The 14,758-nt window shown below is 66.6% G+C and carries 14 protein-coding genes; 8 read left to right on the top strand and 6 right to left on the bottom strand.

Translation table 11 applies throughout. From position 1 onward, the window contains the following. The first annotated feature begins 31 nt into the window (after nt 1-31). The 4 genes from ftsZ to GRX31_RS07165 all read left to right on the top strand — a co-directional run bounded on the left by ftsZ (nt 32) and on the right by GRX31_RS07165 (nt 3,393). A complete protein-coding gene (ftsZ, locus tag GRX31_RS07175) occupies nt 32-1,270 on the top strand; it encodes a cell division protein FtsZ (RefSeq protein WP_016448027.1) in 1,239 nt (412 codons plus the stop codon). A gap of 93 nt (nt 1,271-1,363) precedes the next feature. Further along, the gene (gene lpxC, locus GRX31_RS07170) at nt 1,364-2,287 is read left to right on the top strand and encodes a UDP-3-O-acyl-N-acetylglucosamine deacetylase (protein ID WP_012203406.1); all 924 of its coding nucleotides are present in this window, start codon (nt 1,364-1,366) and stop codon (nt 2,285-2,287) included. A 13-nt stretch (nt 2,288-2,300) separates the two neighbouring features. Continuing rightward, entirely contained in the window at nt 2,301-2,477 is a 177-nt protein-coding gene (locus GRX31_RS30515; protein WP_016448025.1) for a hypothetical protein, read from the top strand. A 127-nt stretch (nt 2,478-2,604) separates the two neighbouring features. Then, on the top strand, nt 2,605-3,393 hold the full coding sequence (locus GRX31_RS07165; protein ID WP_337193868.1) for an alpha/beta fold hydrolase: 789 nt from the start codon (nt 2,605-2,607) through the stop codon (nt 3,391-3,393). Here GRX31_RS07165 and ruvC read toward each other — a convergent pair. Genes ruvC through GRX31_RS07135 form a run of 6 tightly spaced genes read right to left on the bottom strand, consistent with a single transcriptional unit; the run spans nt 3,390 to nt 9,200 of the window. Next, nucleotides 3,390-3,938 carry a crossover junction endodeoxyribonuclease RuvC gene (gene ruvC, locus GRX31_RS07160; RefSeq protein ID WP_016448023.1) on the bottom strand — a complete coding sequence of 183 codons (549 nt, stop codon included), beginning with the start codon at nt 3,936-3,938 and terminating at the stop codon, nt 3,390-3,392. The two genes, GRX31_RS07165 and ruvC, sit on opposite strands and share 4 nt — an antisense overlap. Before the next feature lie 17 nt (nt 3,939-3,955). Continuing rightward, nucleotides 3,956-4,672 carry a monofunctional biosynthetic peptidoglycan transglycosylase gene (gene mtgA, locus GRX31_RS07155; protein ID WP_016448022.1) on the bottom strand — a complete coding sequence of 239 codons (717 nt, stop codon included), beginning with the start codon at nt 4,670-4,672 and terminating at the stop codon, nt 3,956-3,958. Between the two features lie 7 nt (nt 4,673-4,679). Further along, nucleotides 4,680-5,540 carry a shikimate dehydrogenase gene (aroE, locus tag GRX31_RS07150; RefSeq protein ID WP_160852025.1) on the bottom strand — a complete coding sequence of 287 codons (861 nt, stop codon included), beginning with the start codon at nt 5,538-5,540 and terminating at the stop codon, nt 4,680-4,682. Nucleotides 5,541-5,581: 41 nt separating this feature from the next. After that, complete coding sequence (locus tag GRX31_RS07145) at nt 5,582-6,445, bottom strand: TonB family protein (protein WP_160852023.1); 864 nt, start codon at nt 6,443-6,445, stop codon at nt 5,582-5,584. Nucleotides 6,446-6,493: 48 nt separating this feature from the next. Beyond that, complete coding sequence (locus GRX31_RS07140; RefSeq protein ID WP_016453136.1) at nt 6,494-8,560, bottom strand: ribonuclease catalytic domain-containing protein; 2,067 nt, start codon at nt 8,558-8,560, stop codon at nt 6,494-6,496. 55 nt (nt 8,561-8,615) lie between these two features. Continuing rightward, a complete protein-coding gene (locus tag GRX31_RS07135) occupies nt 8,616-9,200 on the bottom strand; it encodes a YqiA/YcfP family alpha/beta fold hydrolase (protein ID WP_016448018.1) in 585 nt (194 codons plus the stop codon). 212 nt (nt 9,201-9,412) lie between these two features. Between GRX31_RS07135 and rodA the strand changes: the two genes are divergently transcribed. The 4 genes from rodA (at nt 9,413) to GRX31_RS07115 (ending at nt 14,712) form a co-directional block, all read left to right on the top strand. Beyond that, entirely contained in the window at nt 9,413-10,582 is a 1,170-nt protein-coding gene (rodA, locus tag GRX31_RS07130) for a rod shape-determining protein RodA (protein ID WP_016448017.1), read from the top strand. Between the two features lie 352 nt (nt 10,583-10,934). Beyond that, entirely contained in the window at nt 10,935-12,395 is a 1,461-nt protein-coding gene (gene tldD, locus GRX31_RS07125; protein WP_017404622.1) for a metalloprotease TldD, read from the top strand. A 97-nt stretch (nt 12,396-12,492) separates the two neighbouring features. Beyond that, the gene (locus GRX31_RS07120) at nt 12,493-13,113 is read left to right on the top strand and encodes a hypothetical protein (RefSeq protein ID WP_016448015.1); all 621 of its coding nucleotides are present in this window, start codon (nt 12,493-12,495) and stop codon (nt 13,111-13,113) included. 441 nt (nt 13,114-13,554) lie between these two features. Next, nucleotides 13,555-14,712, top strand: a complete 1,158-nt coding sequence (locus GRX31_RS07115; RefSeq protein WP_016453139.1) for a 3-deoxy-7-phosphoheptulonate synthase — start codon at nt 13,555-13,557, stop codon at nt 14,710-14,712. The last annotated feature ends 46 nt before the right edge of the window (nt 14,713-14,758 follow it).

The raw sequence follows: 14,758 nt of genomic DNA, 5'->3' as shown, positions 1-14,758 counted from the left end.
ACCACTTACAGAGAGCTACAGGAGAACCAACATGCCCATCGACATGATTGAAGTTGAAGAATTCAACCAGGGTACGCAGATCAAGGTGATCGGCGTTGGCGGCGGCGGCGGCAATGCCGTCGAGCACATGATTGCGCGCAACGTGCAGGGCGTGGAGTTCGTCTGCGCCAACACCGACGCGCAGGCGCTGCTGCGCAGCAGCGCCCACCGCACCATCCAGCTCGGTGGCAGCGGCCTGGGTGCGGGCAGCAAGCCCGACAAGGGCCGCGAAGCCGCCGAGCTGGCCGAGGACGACATCCGCACTGCCATCGAAGGCGCGCACATGCTGTTCATCACAGCCGGCATGGGCGGCGGCACGGGCACGGGCGCTGCGCCCGTGATCGCGCGCGTGGCCAAGGAAATGGGCATCCTCACCGTGGGCGTGGTCACCAAGCCCTTCGAGTGGGAAGGCGGCCGACGCATGGCCAACGCCGACAGCGGCCTGAGCGAACTCGAAGCCAACGTCGATTCGCTGATCGTCGTGCTCAACGAGAAGCTGCTGGACGTGCTGGGCGACGACATCTCGCAGGACGAGGCCTTTGCCCATGCCAACGACGTTCTCAAGAACGCCGTGGGCGGCATTGCCGAAATCATCAACGAGTACGGCCATGTGAACGTCGACTTCGAAGACGTGCGCACCGTCATGGGCGAACCCGGCAAGGCCATGATGGGCACGGCCAAGGCCGCCGGCCCCGACCGCGCGCGCATCGCTGCCGAGCAGGCCGTGGCCTGCCCGCTGCTGGAGGGCATCGACCTGTCGGGCGCCAAGGGCGTGCTGGTGCTGGTCACGGCCGCCAAGGGCAGCCTCAAGCTGTCCGAGTCGCGCCTGGCCATGAGCACCATCAATGCCTACGCCTCGCCCGATGCACATGTGATCTACGGCGCTGCCTACGACGACAGCCTGGGTGACGAGATCCGCGTCACCGTGGTGGCCACCGGCCTGTCGCGCCCCAGCGCACGCCGCCAGAACATGCAGGTGGTGCAGGGTGGTCTGCGCACCGGTACCGACAACATGAGCTACCAGCTGCCCTCGGCCTCCATGGGTGCCGCAACGGCAGCCGGCGGCCTGGTCGGCGGTGCCGCTGGCGGCGCCGACTATGCCAACAACATGTCGGTGCCCAGCGTCTGGCGCACCAACCGCACGCAGGCCGCTGCCCGCGTCGATGCCCTGGCCTCCGGCGGCATGGACGATCTGGAAATCCCGGCCTTCCTGCGCAAGCAGGCTGACTGAGCAGCGGCCGATACGGTCGCTGCATGGTTGTGATAGCGAATGCCGTGCCAGGGCCATGCCCTGCGCACGGCTGCCGCACTTTAAAATAGTCGGATGCTCCAACAACGCACCATCAAGACGATCACCCGTGCCGTGGGCGTGGGTCTGCACAGCGGCCAGCGCGTCGAATTGACGCTGCGTCCCGCGCAGCCCGACACCGGCATCGTGTTCCGTCGCGTGGACCTGCCGGAGCCCGTGGACATCCCGATATCCGCCGAAGCCGTCACCGACACGCGCATGGCCTCGACCATCGGCACGGGCGGCGCCAAGGTGCATACCGTGGAGCACCTGATGTCGGCCATCGCCGGCCTCGGGCTCGACAACATCTACATAGACATCACCGCCGAGGAAGTGCCCATCCTCGACGGCTCCTCCGCCTCCTTCGTATTCCTGCTGCAAAGCGCGGGCATCGAGCTGCAGAAGGCGCCCAAGCGCTTCATCCGCGTCATCCGCCCCGTCGAGGTGCGCGAGGGCGAGGGCCAGAACCTCAAGTGGGCACGCTTCGACCCGTACCACGGCTTCAAGCTGCGCTTCGAGATCGACTTCGCCCATCCTGCCGTGGACTCCACCGGCCAGTGCGTGGAGTTCGACATGGGCGAGGACAACTACACGCGCGACATCGCACGCGCGCGCACCTTCGGCTTCACCAAGGACGTGGAAATGCTGCGCAGCCACGGCCTGGCGCTGGGCGGCGGCATGGACAACGCCATCGTCATGGACGACTACAAGGTGCTCAACAGCGACGGCCTGCGCTATGACGACGAGTTCGCCAAGCACAAGATCCTGGACGCCATCGGCGACCTGTACCTGATCGGCAGGCCCCTGCTGGCCGCCTACAGCGCCTTCCGCTCGGGCCACGGCATGAACAACCAGCTGCTGCGTGCCCTGCTGGCCCAGCCCGACGCCTGGGAACTGGTCAGCTTCGACAGCGAGCGCCAGGCGCCCAAGGGCTTCGCCCAGCCCGCGCGGGCCTGGTGAGGCGGGCGCCGCCATGCTGATCTTCCGCTGGCTGGCCACCGTGCTGCTGCTGGCATCAGCCGTGTCCTTTGCGTTCTACCTGGGCACGGGCCAGCCCCGCTACAAGCGCTGGGGCTTCATCATCCTCAAGTGGACCGTGATTGCCGGCGTGACCTTCTTCGCCGTGCTGTTCTTTGGACGCATCGTCTGAGGTCCTGAATGGGCTGCGCTGCCGCCATTGCGGAGACTGCCGGGCCGCCATGAAGGAAATTCGGATCCGGGCCGGCGACGGCCACACCCTTGTGCTGGTGCGCAGCGGCTGCGTCCAGGGGCCTGTCGTGGCCATCACGCACGGCACCTTCTCCGGCACCGCATCCTGCGACCGGCTCGGCGCGTATCTGGCGGCGCAGGGATTCGGCACTTGGCTCTTCGACTGGCGCGGCCATGGACGGAACCCGGCCTGCGGGCATGGCCATGATCTGGAAGCCGTGGCTAGGCATGACATCGCCAGTGCCATCGAGGCCATCCGCAGCGAGGAGCAGAGCCGGCCTTTGACCCTGATAGGCCACAGCGGGGGCGGCATTGCGGCAGCCATCTGGGCCGCTCGCAATCCCGATGTGGCCCGGGACCATCTGGCCGGTGTCGTGCTGCTGGCCGCCCAGGCCACCCATGCTGCCTCCACACCGCTGGCCTGGGCCAGGATCCGGGGTTACCTGGCGTGGATAGGCCGCCGGAACTGGCTGGCAGCCAACCGCATGGTGGGGCCCGAGGCGGAAAGCGGCCAACTGATGCGCCAGTGGTGTCAGTGGAATCTCCAGCGCCGATTTGTGGGACATGACGGCATGAACTACCTGCAGGCACTCTCCCAGGTGCGTATTCCCGTTCTGGCGCTGGCGGGTGCTGGAGACCGCCTGATTGCACCCTGGCAGGGGTGCGAAGCGCTGGCAAGCGCTTTCGGCGGGACGGATGTGGAGTTCGTGCTGTGTGGCAAGGCCACCGGTTTTGTCGAAGACTACAGCCACAGCAGGTTGCTGATGGCCGGCAACGCGCAATCCGATGTGTTCCCCCGGATCGCGCAATGGATCAGGCTCAGGGCCGAGCAGGGTGGCCAAGCACTGGTGTCCTAGTAGACGCGCCCACCTTTGTAGACCGCATGCTGGCGGCGCTGCAGCTGCGTGACCTCGGCCATCTTCGTCATGGCGGCGCCTGCATGGGCGTGGGTGATGGCCAGGCCCAGGGCATCGGCGGCGTCGGTGCCGGGCAGGCCGGGCAGTTGCAGCAGGCGGCGCACCATTTCCTGGATCTGGCTCTTGGCCGCGCGGCCATGGCCGGTCATGGCCTTCTTCATCTGCAGTGCCGTGTACTCGGCCACCGGCAGGCCGGCGTTGACCAGGGCCGTGAGCGCGGCGCCGCGTGCCTGGCCCAGCAGCAGGGTGGACTGGGGATTGACGTTGACGAAGACGATTTCCACGGCCGAGGTGTCGGGCTGGTAGCGGCTGGCAACTTCCGAGATGCCGTCGAACAGCAGCTTGAGCCGGCCCGGCAGGTCGCCGAGCGCGATGCCCGTGGTGCGGATGGTGCCGCTGGCCACATAGGCCAGGCGGTGGCCGTCGACGTCGATCACGCCGAATCCCGTGGTCTGCAGACCGGGGTCGATTCCAAGGATGCGCATGGAGTGAATGTAGCTGTTCAGGGGACGACGGCGCTGGGCATTCTCTGCATGACCGTGCGCGTGCGCTGCAGCAGATAGCCGGAGTTGGGCAGCTTCTCGAAGCGCTTGGGCTGGGGCAGCATCACGGCCAGGCGCGCGGCCTCGGCGGCGCTGAGCTGGGAGGCGCTCTTGCGAAAGTAGTGGCGAGCGGCCGCCTCGGCGCCGAACACGCCCTGGCCCCATTCCACGCTGTTGAGGTAGATCTCCAGGATGCGCTGCTTGCTCAGCATCAGTTCCAGCAGCTGGGTCAGCACCAGTTCCTGCCCCTTGCGCAGCAGGCTGCGTTCGCCCGACAGCAGCAGGTTCTTGGCCAACTGCTGCGTGATGGTGGAGCCGCCATAGATCTTGGGCGCCTTGCCGTTGTCGGCCTTCATGGCCCGGGCTTCGGCGCGCTGGTTGCGCTGCCAGGCTTTCTCGATGGCTTCCCATTGCACCCCGTGGTGTTCGGTGAAGCTGTCGTCTTCGGAGGCAATGACGGCGCGCTTGAGCGTGGGCGCGATGCGGTCATAGGGCAGCCATTGCTGGCTCCAGTGCAGGCCTTCGGAGCTGCGCAGCATCTGCCAGGCTTCGGAGCGCTGGAAGGCTGTGGACTCGGGATCGACCACCACCATCAGCGCAATGCGCAGCACGAAGAACAGCTGCAGCAGCAGGCCGGCGCACAGCACCAGCAGCAGGGCGCGTGCCAGGGATTTCATGAAGCGCTCAGCCGCCTTGAGCAATATGGGCGCGCAGCTCGTTCAGCACCTGGGCCGAGGGCGGGCGCACGCCGCGCCACAGCGCAAACGATTCGGCCGCCTGCTCCACCAGCATGCCCAGCCCGTCGCGGGCCGTGGCGCCGTGCTGTTCGGCCCACTGCATGAAGCCCTGGGCCGCGGGGCCGTACATCATGTCGTAGGCCAAGCTGCCAGTGCGCAGCACGCGGGCCGGCACGGGCACCTCGGCACCGGCCAGGCTGCTGGCGGTGGCGTTGATGACCACGTCGAAATCCTCATCCACGGCCTGCTGCTCCAGCGCCACCAGTTCCACGCCATGTTGCGCGGCAATGGCGGCATGGCGCTGCACCATGGCCTGGGCGCGCTCGAAGGTGCGGTTGACCACGGCGATGCGGCGCGGGCGCTCGGCAAGCAGCGAGCCCAGTGCGCCGGCTGCGGCGCCACCCGCGCCCAGCAGCAGCAGGTCGCGCCCGGCCAGCGGCACGCCCGCATTGCGCACGATGTCGGCCACCAGGCCCAGGCCGTCGGTGTTGTCGGCATGGATGCCGTCCGCCGCCAGCACCAGGGTGTTGGCGGCGCCGGCCAGTTGCACGCGCTCGCTGGAGGTGGTGGCCAGCTGTGCGGCTTCCAGCTTGAAGGGTACGGTGACATTGCAGCCGCGTCCGCCTGCCGTGACGAAGGCGCGCACGGCCTCGGTAAAGCCATCCAGCTCCACATGCTGGCGCTCGTAATGCAGGTCCTGCCCGCACAGTTCGGCGAAGCGGGCATGGATCCAGGGCGAACGGCTGTGCGCGACGGGGTTGCCCATGACGCAGTAGCGGTCGGAGGAGGTGGCGGCAACGGAAGTCATGTCGAAAAAATGGAGTGCGAAGAGGGCGGGGCGCTACTGGGCTACTGGACCGTGGTCTGCAGCGTCTGCTCACGCGTGAACTTGAAGCGCGAGACCACGGCGATCTGGTCGGCCTTGGCGCGCATGGCGGGGCCGAAGTGGCCGAAGGGGCCGGCCGCACGCGCGATGGCTTCGGCGCGGGTGTCCAGCAGGCGGTTGCCCGAGCCCTGCACGATCTCGGTGGACAGCACGCGGCCGTCGTGGTTGACGGTGAGGATCATGACCAGCTCGCCATAGAGCTTCTTGCCGGCCTGCTCGGGAAAGTTCTCCGTGCCCTTGTCCTCGACCTTGCGGCGCAGGCCGTCGTAGTAGATGGCGTAGACGGCCTCGCGCGTGGACGGGCTGATGTAGCGCTTCTTGGGGCGGGCGTTTTCTTCGTTGATGCGTTTTTCGATCTCGGCCAGCAGCTTGACCAGTTGCTGGCGCTTTTCCTGCTGGGCCTGCTGCTCCTTGGTCTGCTTTGCCGCCTCGCGCGGGTCCAGCGGCGGCAGGGCCGCGACCTGCTTGCGCAACTGCGTCAGCAAGACGGTCTGCTGCTCCTGCATGGAGTCGATCTGGCGCTGGCGTTCCTCGAAGTCGTCGCCCACGGCGGTGAGCGCCGAGTAGGGCATGGGGCTGGAGGCCCGGCCCTTGTCGGCTTCGCCGCCGCCGGCCAGCGAGGTCTGCGCGATGGCCTGCGCCTTGTCGGGCGGCTCGTTGGCGCGGGCATTGACCAGGATGACTTCCAGCGGCGTGTCCTGGAACACGCGGTCGAAGCGTTCTGGATCGATGAACCGGAACGAGAGCAACCCGGCATGCAGGGCAATGGAGACACCCAGTGCCAACTGCAGCGTACTCAGGGAACGGAAGGCGGTAGGCAGTTTCACGTCAGATCTAAGGCAGTGGCTTGGATGCGAGGCAGGGGCGCGGGCAGATCAGGGCTGGGCAGGATCGGCCGCGGGCGTGCCGTCGGTCTCGTTCATGTCCACGGCGATGGCGATGGGGCCGGCTACGGCCTCCTCGTCGTCCTCCGCTCCATCGTCGGCAGCGGCGGCGTCGCTGTCCAGGCGCTCGATCAGCGTGCCCGAGACATCGAGCGCGATCTCGTCGATCTCGCCCAGGCGCACGCGCACATGGGCACCGCGCGGCAGGCCGGTGACGCCCAGCACGGGGAAGACCAGCGGCAGGTCGTCGGCGCGCACCAGCAGGCCGCCGCCCATGCCTTCCTTGATGACGGTGGCCGTCAGCTCGGTGATGGCGTTCTGCTGCAGGTACTTGAGCGTCCAGAAGCGCTCCATGCCTGCCTGGTAGCCGTTGTAGGCGCTGTAGGCGCCGTCAAAGCTGCTGATGATGCCGAACAGCTCGGCATCCTTGGGCTTGAACGGCGCGGCCAGTGCGGCGGTCTTGCCGTGGCGCGCGCAGGCAATGATCTGCCACTGGTTGACCAGGTCCACATAGCGGCGCAGCGGCGAGGTGGCCCAGGCATAGCTCTTGACGCCGATGCCCGCATGGGGGAGCGCCTTGGTGGACATGCGCACCTTGATGCCGGGGGCCAGGCTGGCCTGGCTGCGGTAGATGCCGGGCACGCCCAGATCGGCCATCCAGCCGCCCCAGGTGCTGTTGGCCACGATGGCGGCCTCTGCCACGATCAGGTCCAGCGGTGCGCCGCGCTTGCGCACGGTGATCTCGACCTGCTCGTTGCCGCGGGGCTCGGCGCTGCCGTTGCCCACCAGGCGGAAGTTGTAGTCGGGACGGTTGAAGTTCTCGGGCTTGCCTCGCACCAGTTCGCGCCCGGCCTTCAGGTGCCTGGCCCAGCGCTGCAGGAACGTCAGTTCGGCGCGCTTGCCCTGCAGCACTTCGGGCGTGCCCTCGACCTCGATGGACGGGTCGGCCAGCCACTGCTCGGTGACGATGTGGTCCAGCTTGTCATGGCGGAAGTTGACCTGCACGGGCACGCGTTCCAGGCGCGTCTCGCTGGCTGTGGTTTCCAGCGTGGTCTCGTCCACGGTGACGTACAGCGACACGGCGGGGTTGGCGCGGCCTTCGTCCAGCGTGTAGATCTGCACCACCTCGTTGGGCAGCATGGTGATCTTGTAGCCGGGCATGTAGACAGTGGACAGGCGCGAGCGGCCGAGCTGGTCCAGCGGCGTGCCCGGCACGATGGCCAGGCCGGGGGCCGCGATGTGGATGCCCACGGTGACCGTGCCCGTGCCCAGGCCGCGCACCGACAGCGCGTCGTCGATCTCGGTGGTGGCCGAGTCGTCGATGGAAAACGCCTGGACATCGGCCAGCGGCAGCTCTGCCGGAGGCTGGGGCGCCTCCAGTGGCGGAAATTGCGTGCCCTTGGGGAAGTGGTCGAAGAGGAAGCGCTTCCAGTGGAATTCGTAGGCCGATTCAATGGCGCCGGCCCTGTGCAGCAGATCCAGCGGTGCCAGGCGCGTGGCGCGGCTGGCCTCGACCACGGCCTTGTATTCGGCGGCGTTCTTGTCGGGGCGGAACAGGATCTTGTAGAGCTGTTCGCGGATGGGGCCGGGGCATTCGCCAGCGCCCAGCTGCTCGGCCCAGGCCGTGATCTGGGCCTGGATCTGCTTTTTCTTCTCTATGCCGGCCAGCGCCTGCTGCAGGATTTCGGCCGGCGCCTTTTTGAAGCGGCCCTTGCCGGCGCGGCGAAAGTAGTGCGGCGCCTCGTAGATGCGAAACAGCGCGCCGGCCTGCTGGGCCAGCGTGGCATTGTCCGAGAAATAGTCGCGTGCCAGGTCGGCGAAGCCGAATTCCTCCTCGGGGGCGAATTCCCAGGCCAGGTCCAGATCGATCTCGGCGGCCATTGCCTGGCCCTGGGCGATCAGTTCGGCAGGCGCCGGCTTGTCGAACTTGAGCAGGATGTTGGCGGACTTGACCTTGACCCGTTTGCCCGAGTCCAGTTCCACCTGGGCGGAGGTGTCGGCTTCGGAGAGGATGCGGCCGGCCAGGAACTTGCCGGCTTCTTCAAACAATGCGTGCATAGCCCGATATTCTCCCACGCTGCGGCTGGCAGCTGCCGCGCAGGCGTGTGCGGCATCAGGCCAGATTCAGGAACTCGTCGAGCTGGGGCAGGTACTCCTCGAAGTTGCTCAGCGCGTGATCGCCGCCTTCCTGGATGATCTGCAGCGCATGCGGGTAGCGCGCGCTCATCTCGCGCCAGTCCAGAACTTCGTCGCCCTCGGCCGCCAGCAGCATCTCGGGCGCGGCCGGTGTCATGGAGCGCGTGTCCAGCGCGCGCAGCTCTTCCATGTACTCGCGGCGAAAGAAAAAGCGTTCCTCGGGGTTGTGCCAGGACGTCTGCTCGCCAATGTACTTTTCAAGATCGCGCGCCGGGTTCACGGCCGGGTTGATCATCACGCTGCGGCAGCGCGCCAGCTGGGCCACCCAGCTGGCGTAGTAGCCGCCCAGCGAGGAGCCGATCACGGCCATGGTCTCTCGCGGCCAGCTGCCTATGCCGTCGGCAATCAAGGCGGCCGCCTCGCGCGGGGATGGCGGCAATTGCGGGCTCCACCAGCGCACATGGGGATGGCGCGTGGCCACATGTTCGGCCATGCGCCGGGCCTTGGTGGATTGGGGTGAGGAGCGAAAGCCGTGCAGATACAGCAAATGGGTGGTGGTCATGGCGGGCGCTCTCCTTTGCGTTGCTGGGGCCGGGCGCCGGATGCGGCCCGGACGGCTCATGGCCCATTGTGGCCGCTGCGGCGGGCGGCGCCCAGCAGGGAAGGCCCGGGCCGACAGCTGGATGACAACCGCCTCCGTGGGCAACCCTGCGCCGGGCTGGGCCGCATGCGCCACGGGATAATGGCGGCCCGTGCCCGCGACCGACCATCCCCGTGACCGAATTCGACAAGCCCTCCCTCTGGCAACGTGTTGCCCCGCTGCTGCGGGGCTTTGACTTCTGGTTGCTGCTGTTCGTGGGCATGCTGGCGTCGGCGGGGCTGATCGCCATGTACTCCTCGGGCTTCGACCACGGCACGCGCTTCACCGACCACGGGCGCAACATGCTGATCGCGGCGGCCATTCTCTTTGTCGTGGCCCAGATTCCCCCCCAGCAGCTCATGAAGGTGGCCGTGCCGCTGTACATGCTGGGCGTGGCGCTGCTGGTGGCGGTGGCGCTGTTCGGCATCACCAAGAAGGGGGCTCAGCGCTGGGTCAACGTGGGCGTGGTGATCCAGCCCAGCGAGCTGCTGAAGATCGCCACGCCGCTGATGCTGGCCTGGTGGTTCCAGCGCCGCGAGGGCCAGCTGCGCGGCACGGACTTCGTGATCGCCATGGTGCTGCTCATGGTGCCTGTCGGGCTGATCATGAAGCAGCCCGACCTGGGGACCTCCCTGCTGGTGATGGCGGCCGGCCTGTCGGTGATCTTCTTCGCGGGCCTGCCCTGGAAGCTCATCGTTCCGCCCGTGCTGGCCGGTGTGATCGGCATCACCCTCATCGTCTGGTACGAACCCCAGCTGTGCGCCGACGGCGTGCGCTGGCCCGTGCTGCATGAATACCAGCAGACCCGTGTCTGCACCCTGCTGGACCCCACGCGCGACCCCCTGGGCAAGGGGTTCCACATCATCCAGGGCATGATCGCCATCGGCTCCGGTGGCGTCTGGGGCAAGGGATTCATGGCAGGCACGCAAACCCACCTGGAGTTCATCCCCGAGCGCACGACCGACTTCATCTTCGCCGCCTATTCCGAGGAGTTCGGCCTGGTCGGCAACCTCTTCATCATCGTCTCCTTCCTGCTGCTGGTCTGGCGCGGGCTGGCCATCGCCATCCAGGCCAACACGCTGTTCGCGCGGCTCATGGCGGCGGCCGTGGCCATGATCTTCTTCACCTATGCCTTCGTGAACATGGGCATGGTCAGCGGCATCCTGCCCGTGGTCGGCGTGCCGCTTCCCTTCATCAGCTACGGCGGCACGGCCATGGTCACGCTGGGGCTGGCGCTGGGGGTGCTGATGTCGGTGGCGCGTTCGCAGCGGCAATTGCCGGGCGAGGGCGGCGGCCCGCTCTGAACACCAGTTTGCGGCGCCCAAGGCGCCTGCAAATGTCAAATAGTCTGGATGCCTGCTGCCGGAAAGCTCCGTTTCTTTCCATGATTTGGCGAGCAAGCCAAGCCTGCATGAGACTGGCATGCTCCTGTTTCCATAACGTCTGCGGGATGACCGTGCACTTGCCACGGACGCCGAGGCGCGCTACAAAGCAAGCGCGGACATGGGCCAGCATGTTCGCCATCCACGCGGATGCATGCCTACGGAATGCCGCTCAGCCTGGTGGGGCGGCATTCCGTTCTTTTTTGCAGGCCCATGAACCGTTGGCTGCCCCCGTTGCACGGCGAGGGCATGGCCGGCTCTCTACAATGGGCGAATGATCTCCCGCGAACCCACCATTGAACGCCTGGCCACAGCGCGCCAGTTGCTGCTTGAGCCCTTCGGGCTCGATGAAACCCATCTCGCGCGCGCACTGGCCGAGATCCGCAGCCACCAGGTCGACGACGCCGACCTCTACTTCCAGTACACCCGCGCCGAAGGCTGGAGCCTGGAAGAGGGCATCGTCAAGACCGGCAGCTTCAGCATCGACCAGGGTGTGGGCGTGCGGGCGGTCAGCGGCGAGAAGACGGCCTTTGCCTATTCCGACGATATTTCCGAAGCCTCCCTGCTGGATGCGGCACGCACCGTGCGCTCCATCTCGGGCGCGGCCCAGAGCAAGCGCGTGCGCGCCAACGCGTCCAAGATCGCGCAAAGCCGCTCGCTGTATCCGGGGCTGGATCCCATTGCCACGCTGGACAGCACGGCCAAGGTCGAGCTGCTGGGCAAGGTCGAAACCCTGGCCCGCGCCAAGGACCCGCGTGTCGTCCAGGTCATGGCCGGCCTGGCCAGCGAGTACGACGTGGTGCTGGTCGCCCGCGCCGATGGCACGTTGGCTGCCGATGTGCGGCCGCTGGTGCGTCTTTCCGTTACCGTGATCGCCGAGCAAAAGGGCCGGCGTGAGGTGGGCTCTGCCGGCGGCGGTGGCCGTTTCGGCCTGGCCTATTTCAGCGATGAGCAGATCACGCAATATGTGGACGAAGCCGTGAGCGCGGCCCTCACCAACCTGCAGTCGCGCCCCGCGCCGGCAGGCGAAATGACCGTGGTGCTTGGCCCCGGCTGGCCCGGCGTGCTGCTGCACGAAGCCGTGGGCCACGGCCTGGAAGGCGACTTCAACCGCAAGGGCGCCAGCGCCTTCAGCGGCCGCATCGGCCAGCGCGTGGCGGCCAAGGGCGTCACCGTGCTGGACGACGGCACGCTGGCCGATCGCCGCGGTTCGCTCAACGTCGATGACGAGGGCTGCACCAGCCAGAGCAATGTGCTGATCGAGGACGGCATCCTCAAGGGCTACATCCAGGACGCAATGAACGCCCGCCTGATGGGCGTCAAGCCCACGGGCAACGGCCGCCGCGAAAGCTATGCCCACATCCCCATGCCGCGCATGACCAACACCTACATGCTAGGTGGCGACAAGGATCCGCAGGAAATCGTGGCCTCGATCAAGAAGGGCCTGTACGCCACCAACTTCGGCGGCGGTCAGGTCGACATCACCAGCGGCAAGTTCGTGTTCTCTGCCAGCGAGGCCTATTGGGTCGAGAACGGCAAGATCCAGTACCCCGTCAAGGGCGCGACCATCGTGGGCAGCGGCCCGGAATCGCTCAAGCACATCACCATGATCGGCAACGACATGCGCCTGGACAGCGGTGTGGGCACCTGCGGCAAGGAAGGCCAGAGCGTGCCCGTGGGCGTGGGTCAGCCTACGCTGCGCATCGACGGCCTGACGGTGGGCGGCACGGCCTGACCGTCGCATGCCCGCGCCCTGCATGGCAGGGGGCGGGTCCTCTGTCCTGCCTGACGCGGCCCGCCGCGCTCCGTGGGCGCCGCCCGGCGCCGATTCCATGACCCAGCTTTCCTTTCCTTCCCGGCCAGGCCTGCAGACTTCTGCCCATCCCCTGCGCAGCCTGCCGGAACACTGGCGCACCTGGGCTGGCGAGTCGCGGCTGAACCGCGTCTGGCTGAACGAGTTGATCGTGGGCGATCTGCAGCCCATGCACCAGCAACTGGCCTTGCTGGCCGTTGCGCTGGACGAGGCCGTGCGCGTGCGCTATGCGGGCAGTGCACGCCCTGCCGTGGAAGAGGCCATACAGCAACTCGACCTGGCCGTGCTGGACCACCAGCACTTCCTCACCACGCTGGGGGCGGTATGGCACGCCCTCTACGAATTTCCCGCCTACCAGCGCCTGCTCAAGGGATTCAGGGAGGTCGTGCACGCCTGGCAGCAGTCCGTGCTGGTGGGCGATGCCCAGGAGCCCGAGCATTTCCGCCGCTGCGAGCGTCTGGGCTGGCGCCTGCTGGGAGATGCATGCCTGTTGATAGACATGTTTGCGGAATCCGCCGCTGTGGCGGGCGGGTTCGATGCCGCCGCAATGCAGCCTTGGTACCGGACGCGTCGCTGGCGTCCCTGGAGCGCCCTGCGCCGAGCACTGCGCAGGCTGCGCGACTCCTTGCTGCGGCGTTGAGGCGGGCCTGCCGCGATGCGCGGAAGCGTCATTTTCTGGGGTTTGCACGTTTTCAAAGGTGAATGCAAGAAAACTGCATGCCATCGTGTTTTTATCCGTGATGACGAAATATTTTTGCGTTGAACGGTTAAAAAAGCAGTTTAAGTGCGTGGATGATTTTGAGGTTTCTCTCTGTGGCACTGTGAAGTGCGCCCCCCGTGCTGCCATGGCCATGTTGCACTGCGAAAAATGACTGTGCTACATTCAGTTCCCATGCAAGCCCGTACCTCCTTCTACTTTTACTTTTGGTTCTCCTCCCCGGCGGAAGAGAGGTAAGCGCGCGCACCCGAACAAACCTCCCTCAGAACCGCCGAAGCTGCAGAGCCCGGCGGTTTTTTGTTTTTCCCCTCCCGATTCTTCGCTCCGTTTTCCACGATCCATCTTTCCTCACGAAAGCAAGCAATGACTGCTCATCAAGCTTCCCTCGCCGATTCCTGGTATCGCGGCGGTTCCCAAAAGACTGGCCAAACCGACGACGCACGTATCAAGGACATCACCGTGTTGCCCCCTCCCGAGCACCTCATTCGCTTCTTCCCCATCCGCGGTACGGCCGTCGAAACCCTGATCGGCGATACCCGCCGCACCATCCACAACATCATGGCTGGCGAGGATGACCGCCTGCTGGTCATCGTCGGCCCCTGCTCCATCCACGATCCGGCGGCCGCCATCGAGTACGCGCGCCGCCTGGCGCCCATACGCGAGCAGTACAAGGACACGCTGGAGATCGTGATGCGCGTGTACTTCGAAAAGCCGCGCACCACCGTGGGCTGGAAGGGGCTGATCAACGATCCCTACCTGGACCAGAGCTACCGCATCGACGAGGGCCTGCGCATTGCGCGGCAACTGCTGATCGACATCAACCGCCTGGGCGTGCCGGCCGCCAGCGAGTTCCTGGACGTGATCTCTCCCCAGTACATCGCCGATCTGATCAGCTGGGGCGCCATCGGTGCGCGCACCACGGAAAGCCAGGTCCACCGTGAACTGGCCTCGGGCATCTCGGCGCCCATCGGCTTCAAGAACGGCACGGACGGCAACATCCGCATCGCCACCGACGCCATCCAGTCGGCCAGCCGTGGCCACCACTTCCTGTCGGTGCACAAGAATGGCCAGGTTGCCATCGTGAACACGGCGGGCAACCAGGATTGCCACGTCATCCTGCGCGGCGGCAAGACTCCCAACTACGACGCCGCCAACGTGGCCGCTGCCTGCGAGGACCTCGAAAAGGCGGGCCTGACGCCCACGCTGATGGTCGACTGCAGTCACGCCAACAGCTCCAAGCAGCATGAGCGCCAGAAGGACGTGGCCCGCGACATCGCCGGACAGATCAGCGGCGGCTCGCGCAGCGTGTTCGGCGTGATGATCGAAGGCCATCTCGTGGGCGGCGCCCAGAAGTTCACGCCCGGCAAGGACGAAGTGGCTGCCCTGACCTACGGCCAGAGCATTACCGACGCCTGCCTGGGCTGGGATGATTCCCTGGCCACGCTGGCCGAGCTGTCCGACGCCGTGCTGCAGCGCCGCGTCAAGCAGACCGAGGCGGCAGCAGCCTTGGTGGCTGCCTGAGGCGCAAAAGAAAACGGGGCGTCTGCGCCCCGTTTTTCGTGCCTGG

It is taken from the genome of Delftia sp. CH05 (assembly GCF_009827015.1).
Classification (GTDB): Bacteria; Pseudomonadota; Gammaproteobacteria; order Burkholderiales; family Burkholderiaceae_C; genus Comamonas; species Comamonas tsuruhatensis.
The sequence above is the reverse complement of the archived record's forward strand: the minus strand, read 5'-3'. Positions and strand labels throughout refer to the sequence as shown.

Excerpts from the sequence above, each read along its gene's own strand:
- ftsZ (WP_016448027.1), top strand. The coding sequence starts at position 32 with ATGCCCATCGACATGATTGAAGTTGAAGAATTCAACCAGGGTACGCAG.
- lpxC (WP_012203406.1), top strand. The coding sequence starts at position 1,364 with ATGCTCCAACAACGCACCATCAAGACGATCACCCGTGCCGTGGGCGTG.
- GRX31_RS30515 (WP_016448025.1), top strand. The coding sequence starts at position 2,301 with ATGCTGATCTTCCGCTGGCTGGCCACCGTGCTGCTGCTGGCATCAGCC.
- ruvC (WP_016448023.1), bottom strand. The coding sequence starts at position 3,938 with ATGCGCATCCTTGGAATCGACCCCGGTCTGCAGACCACGGGATTCGGC.
- mtgA (WP_016448022.1), bottom strand. The coding sequence starts at position 4,672 with ATGAAATCCCTGGCACGCGCCCTGCTGCTGGTGCTGTGCGCCGGCCTG.
- aroE (WP_160852025.1), bottom strand. The coding sequence starts at position 5,540 with ATGACTTCCGTTGCCGCCACCTCCTCCGACCGCTACTGCGTCATGGGC.
- GRX31_RS07140 (WP_016453136.1), bottom strand. The coding sequence starts at position 8,560 with ATGCACGCATTGTTTGAAGAAGCCGGCAAGTTCCTGGCCGGCCGCATC.
- GRX31_RS07135 (WP_016448018.1), bottom strand. The coding sequence starts at position 9,200 with ATGACCACCACCCATTTGCTGTATCTGCACGGCTTTCGCTCCTCACCC.
- tldD (WP_017404622.1), top strand. The coding sequence starts at position 10,935 with ATGATCTCCCGCGAACCCACCATTGAACGCCTGGCCACAGCGCGCCAG.
- GRX31_RS07120 (WP_016448015.1), top strand. The coding sequence starts at position 12,493 with ATGACCCAGCTTTCCTTTCCTTCCCGGCCAGGCCTGCAGACTTCTGCC.
- GRX31_RS07115 (WP_016453139.1), top strand. The coding sequence starts at position 13,555 with ATGACTGCTCATCAAGCTTCCCTCGCCGATTCCTGGTATCGCGGCGGT.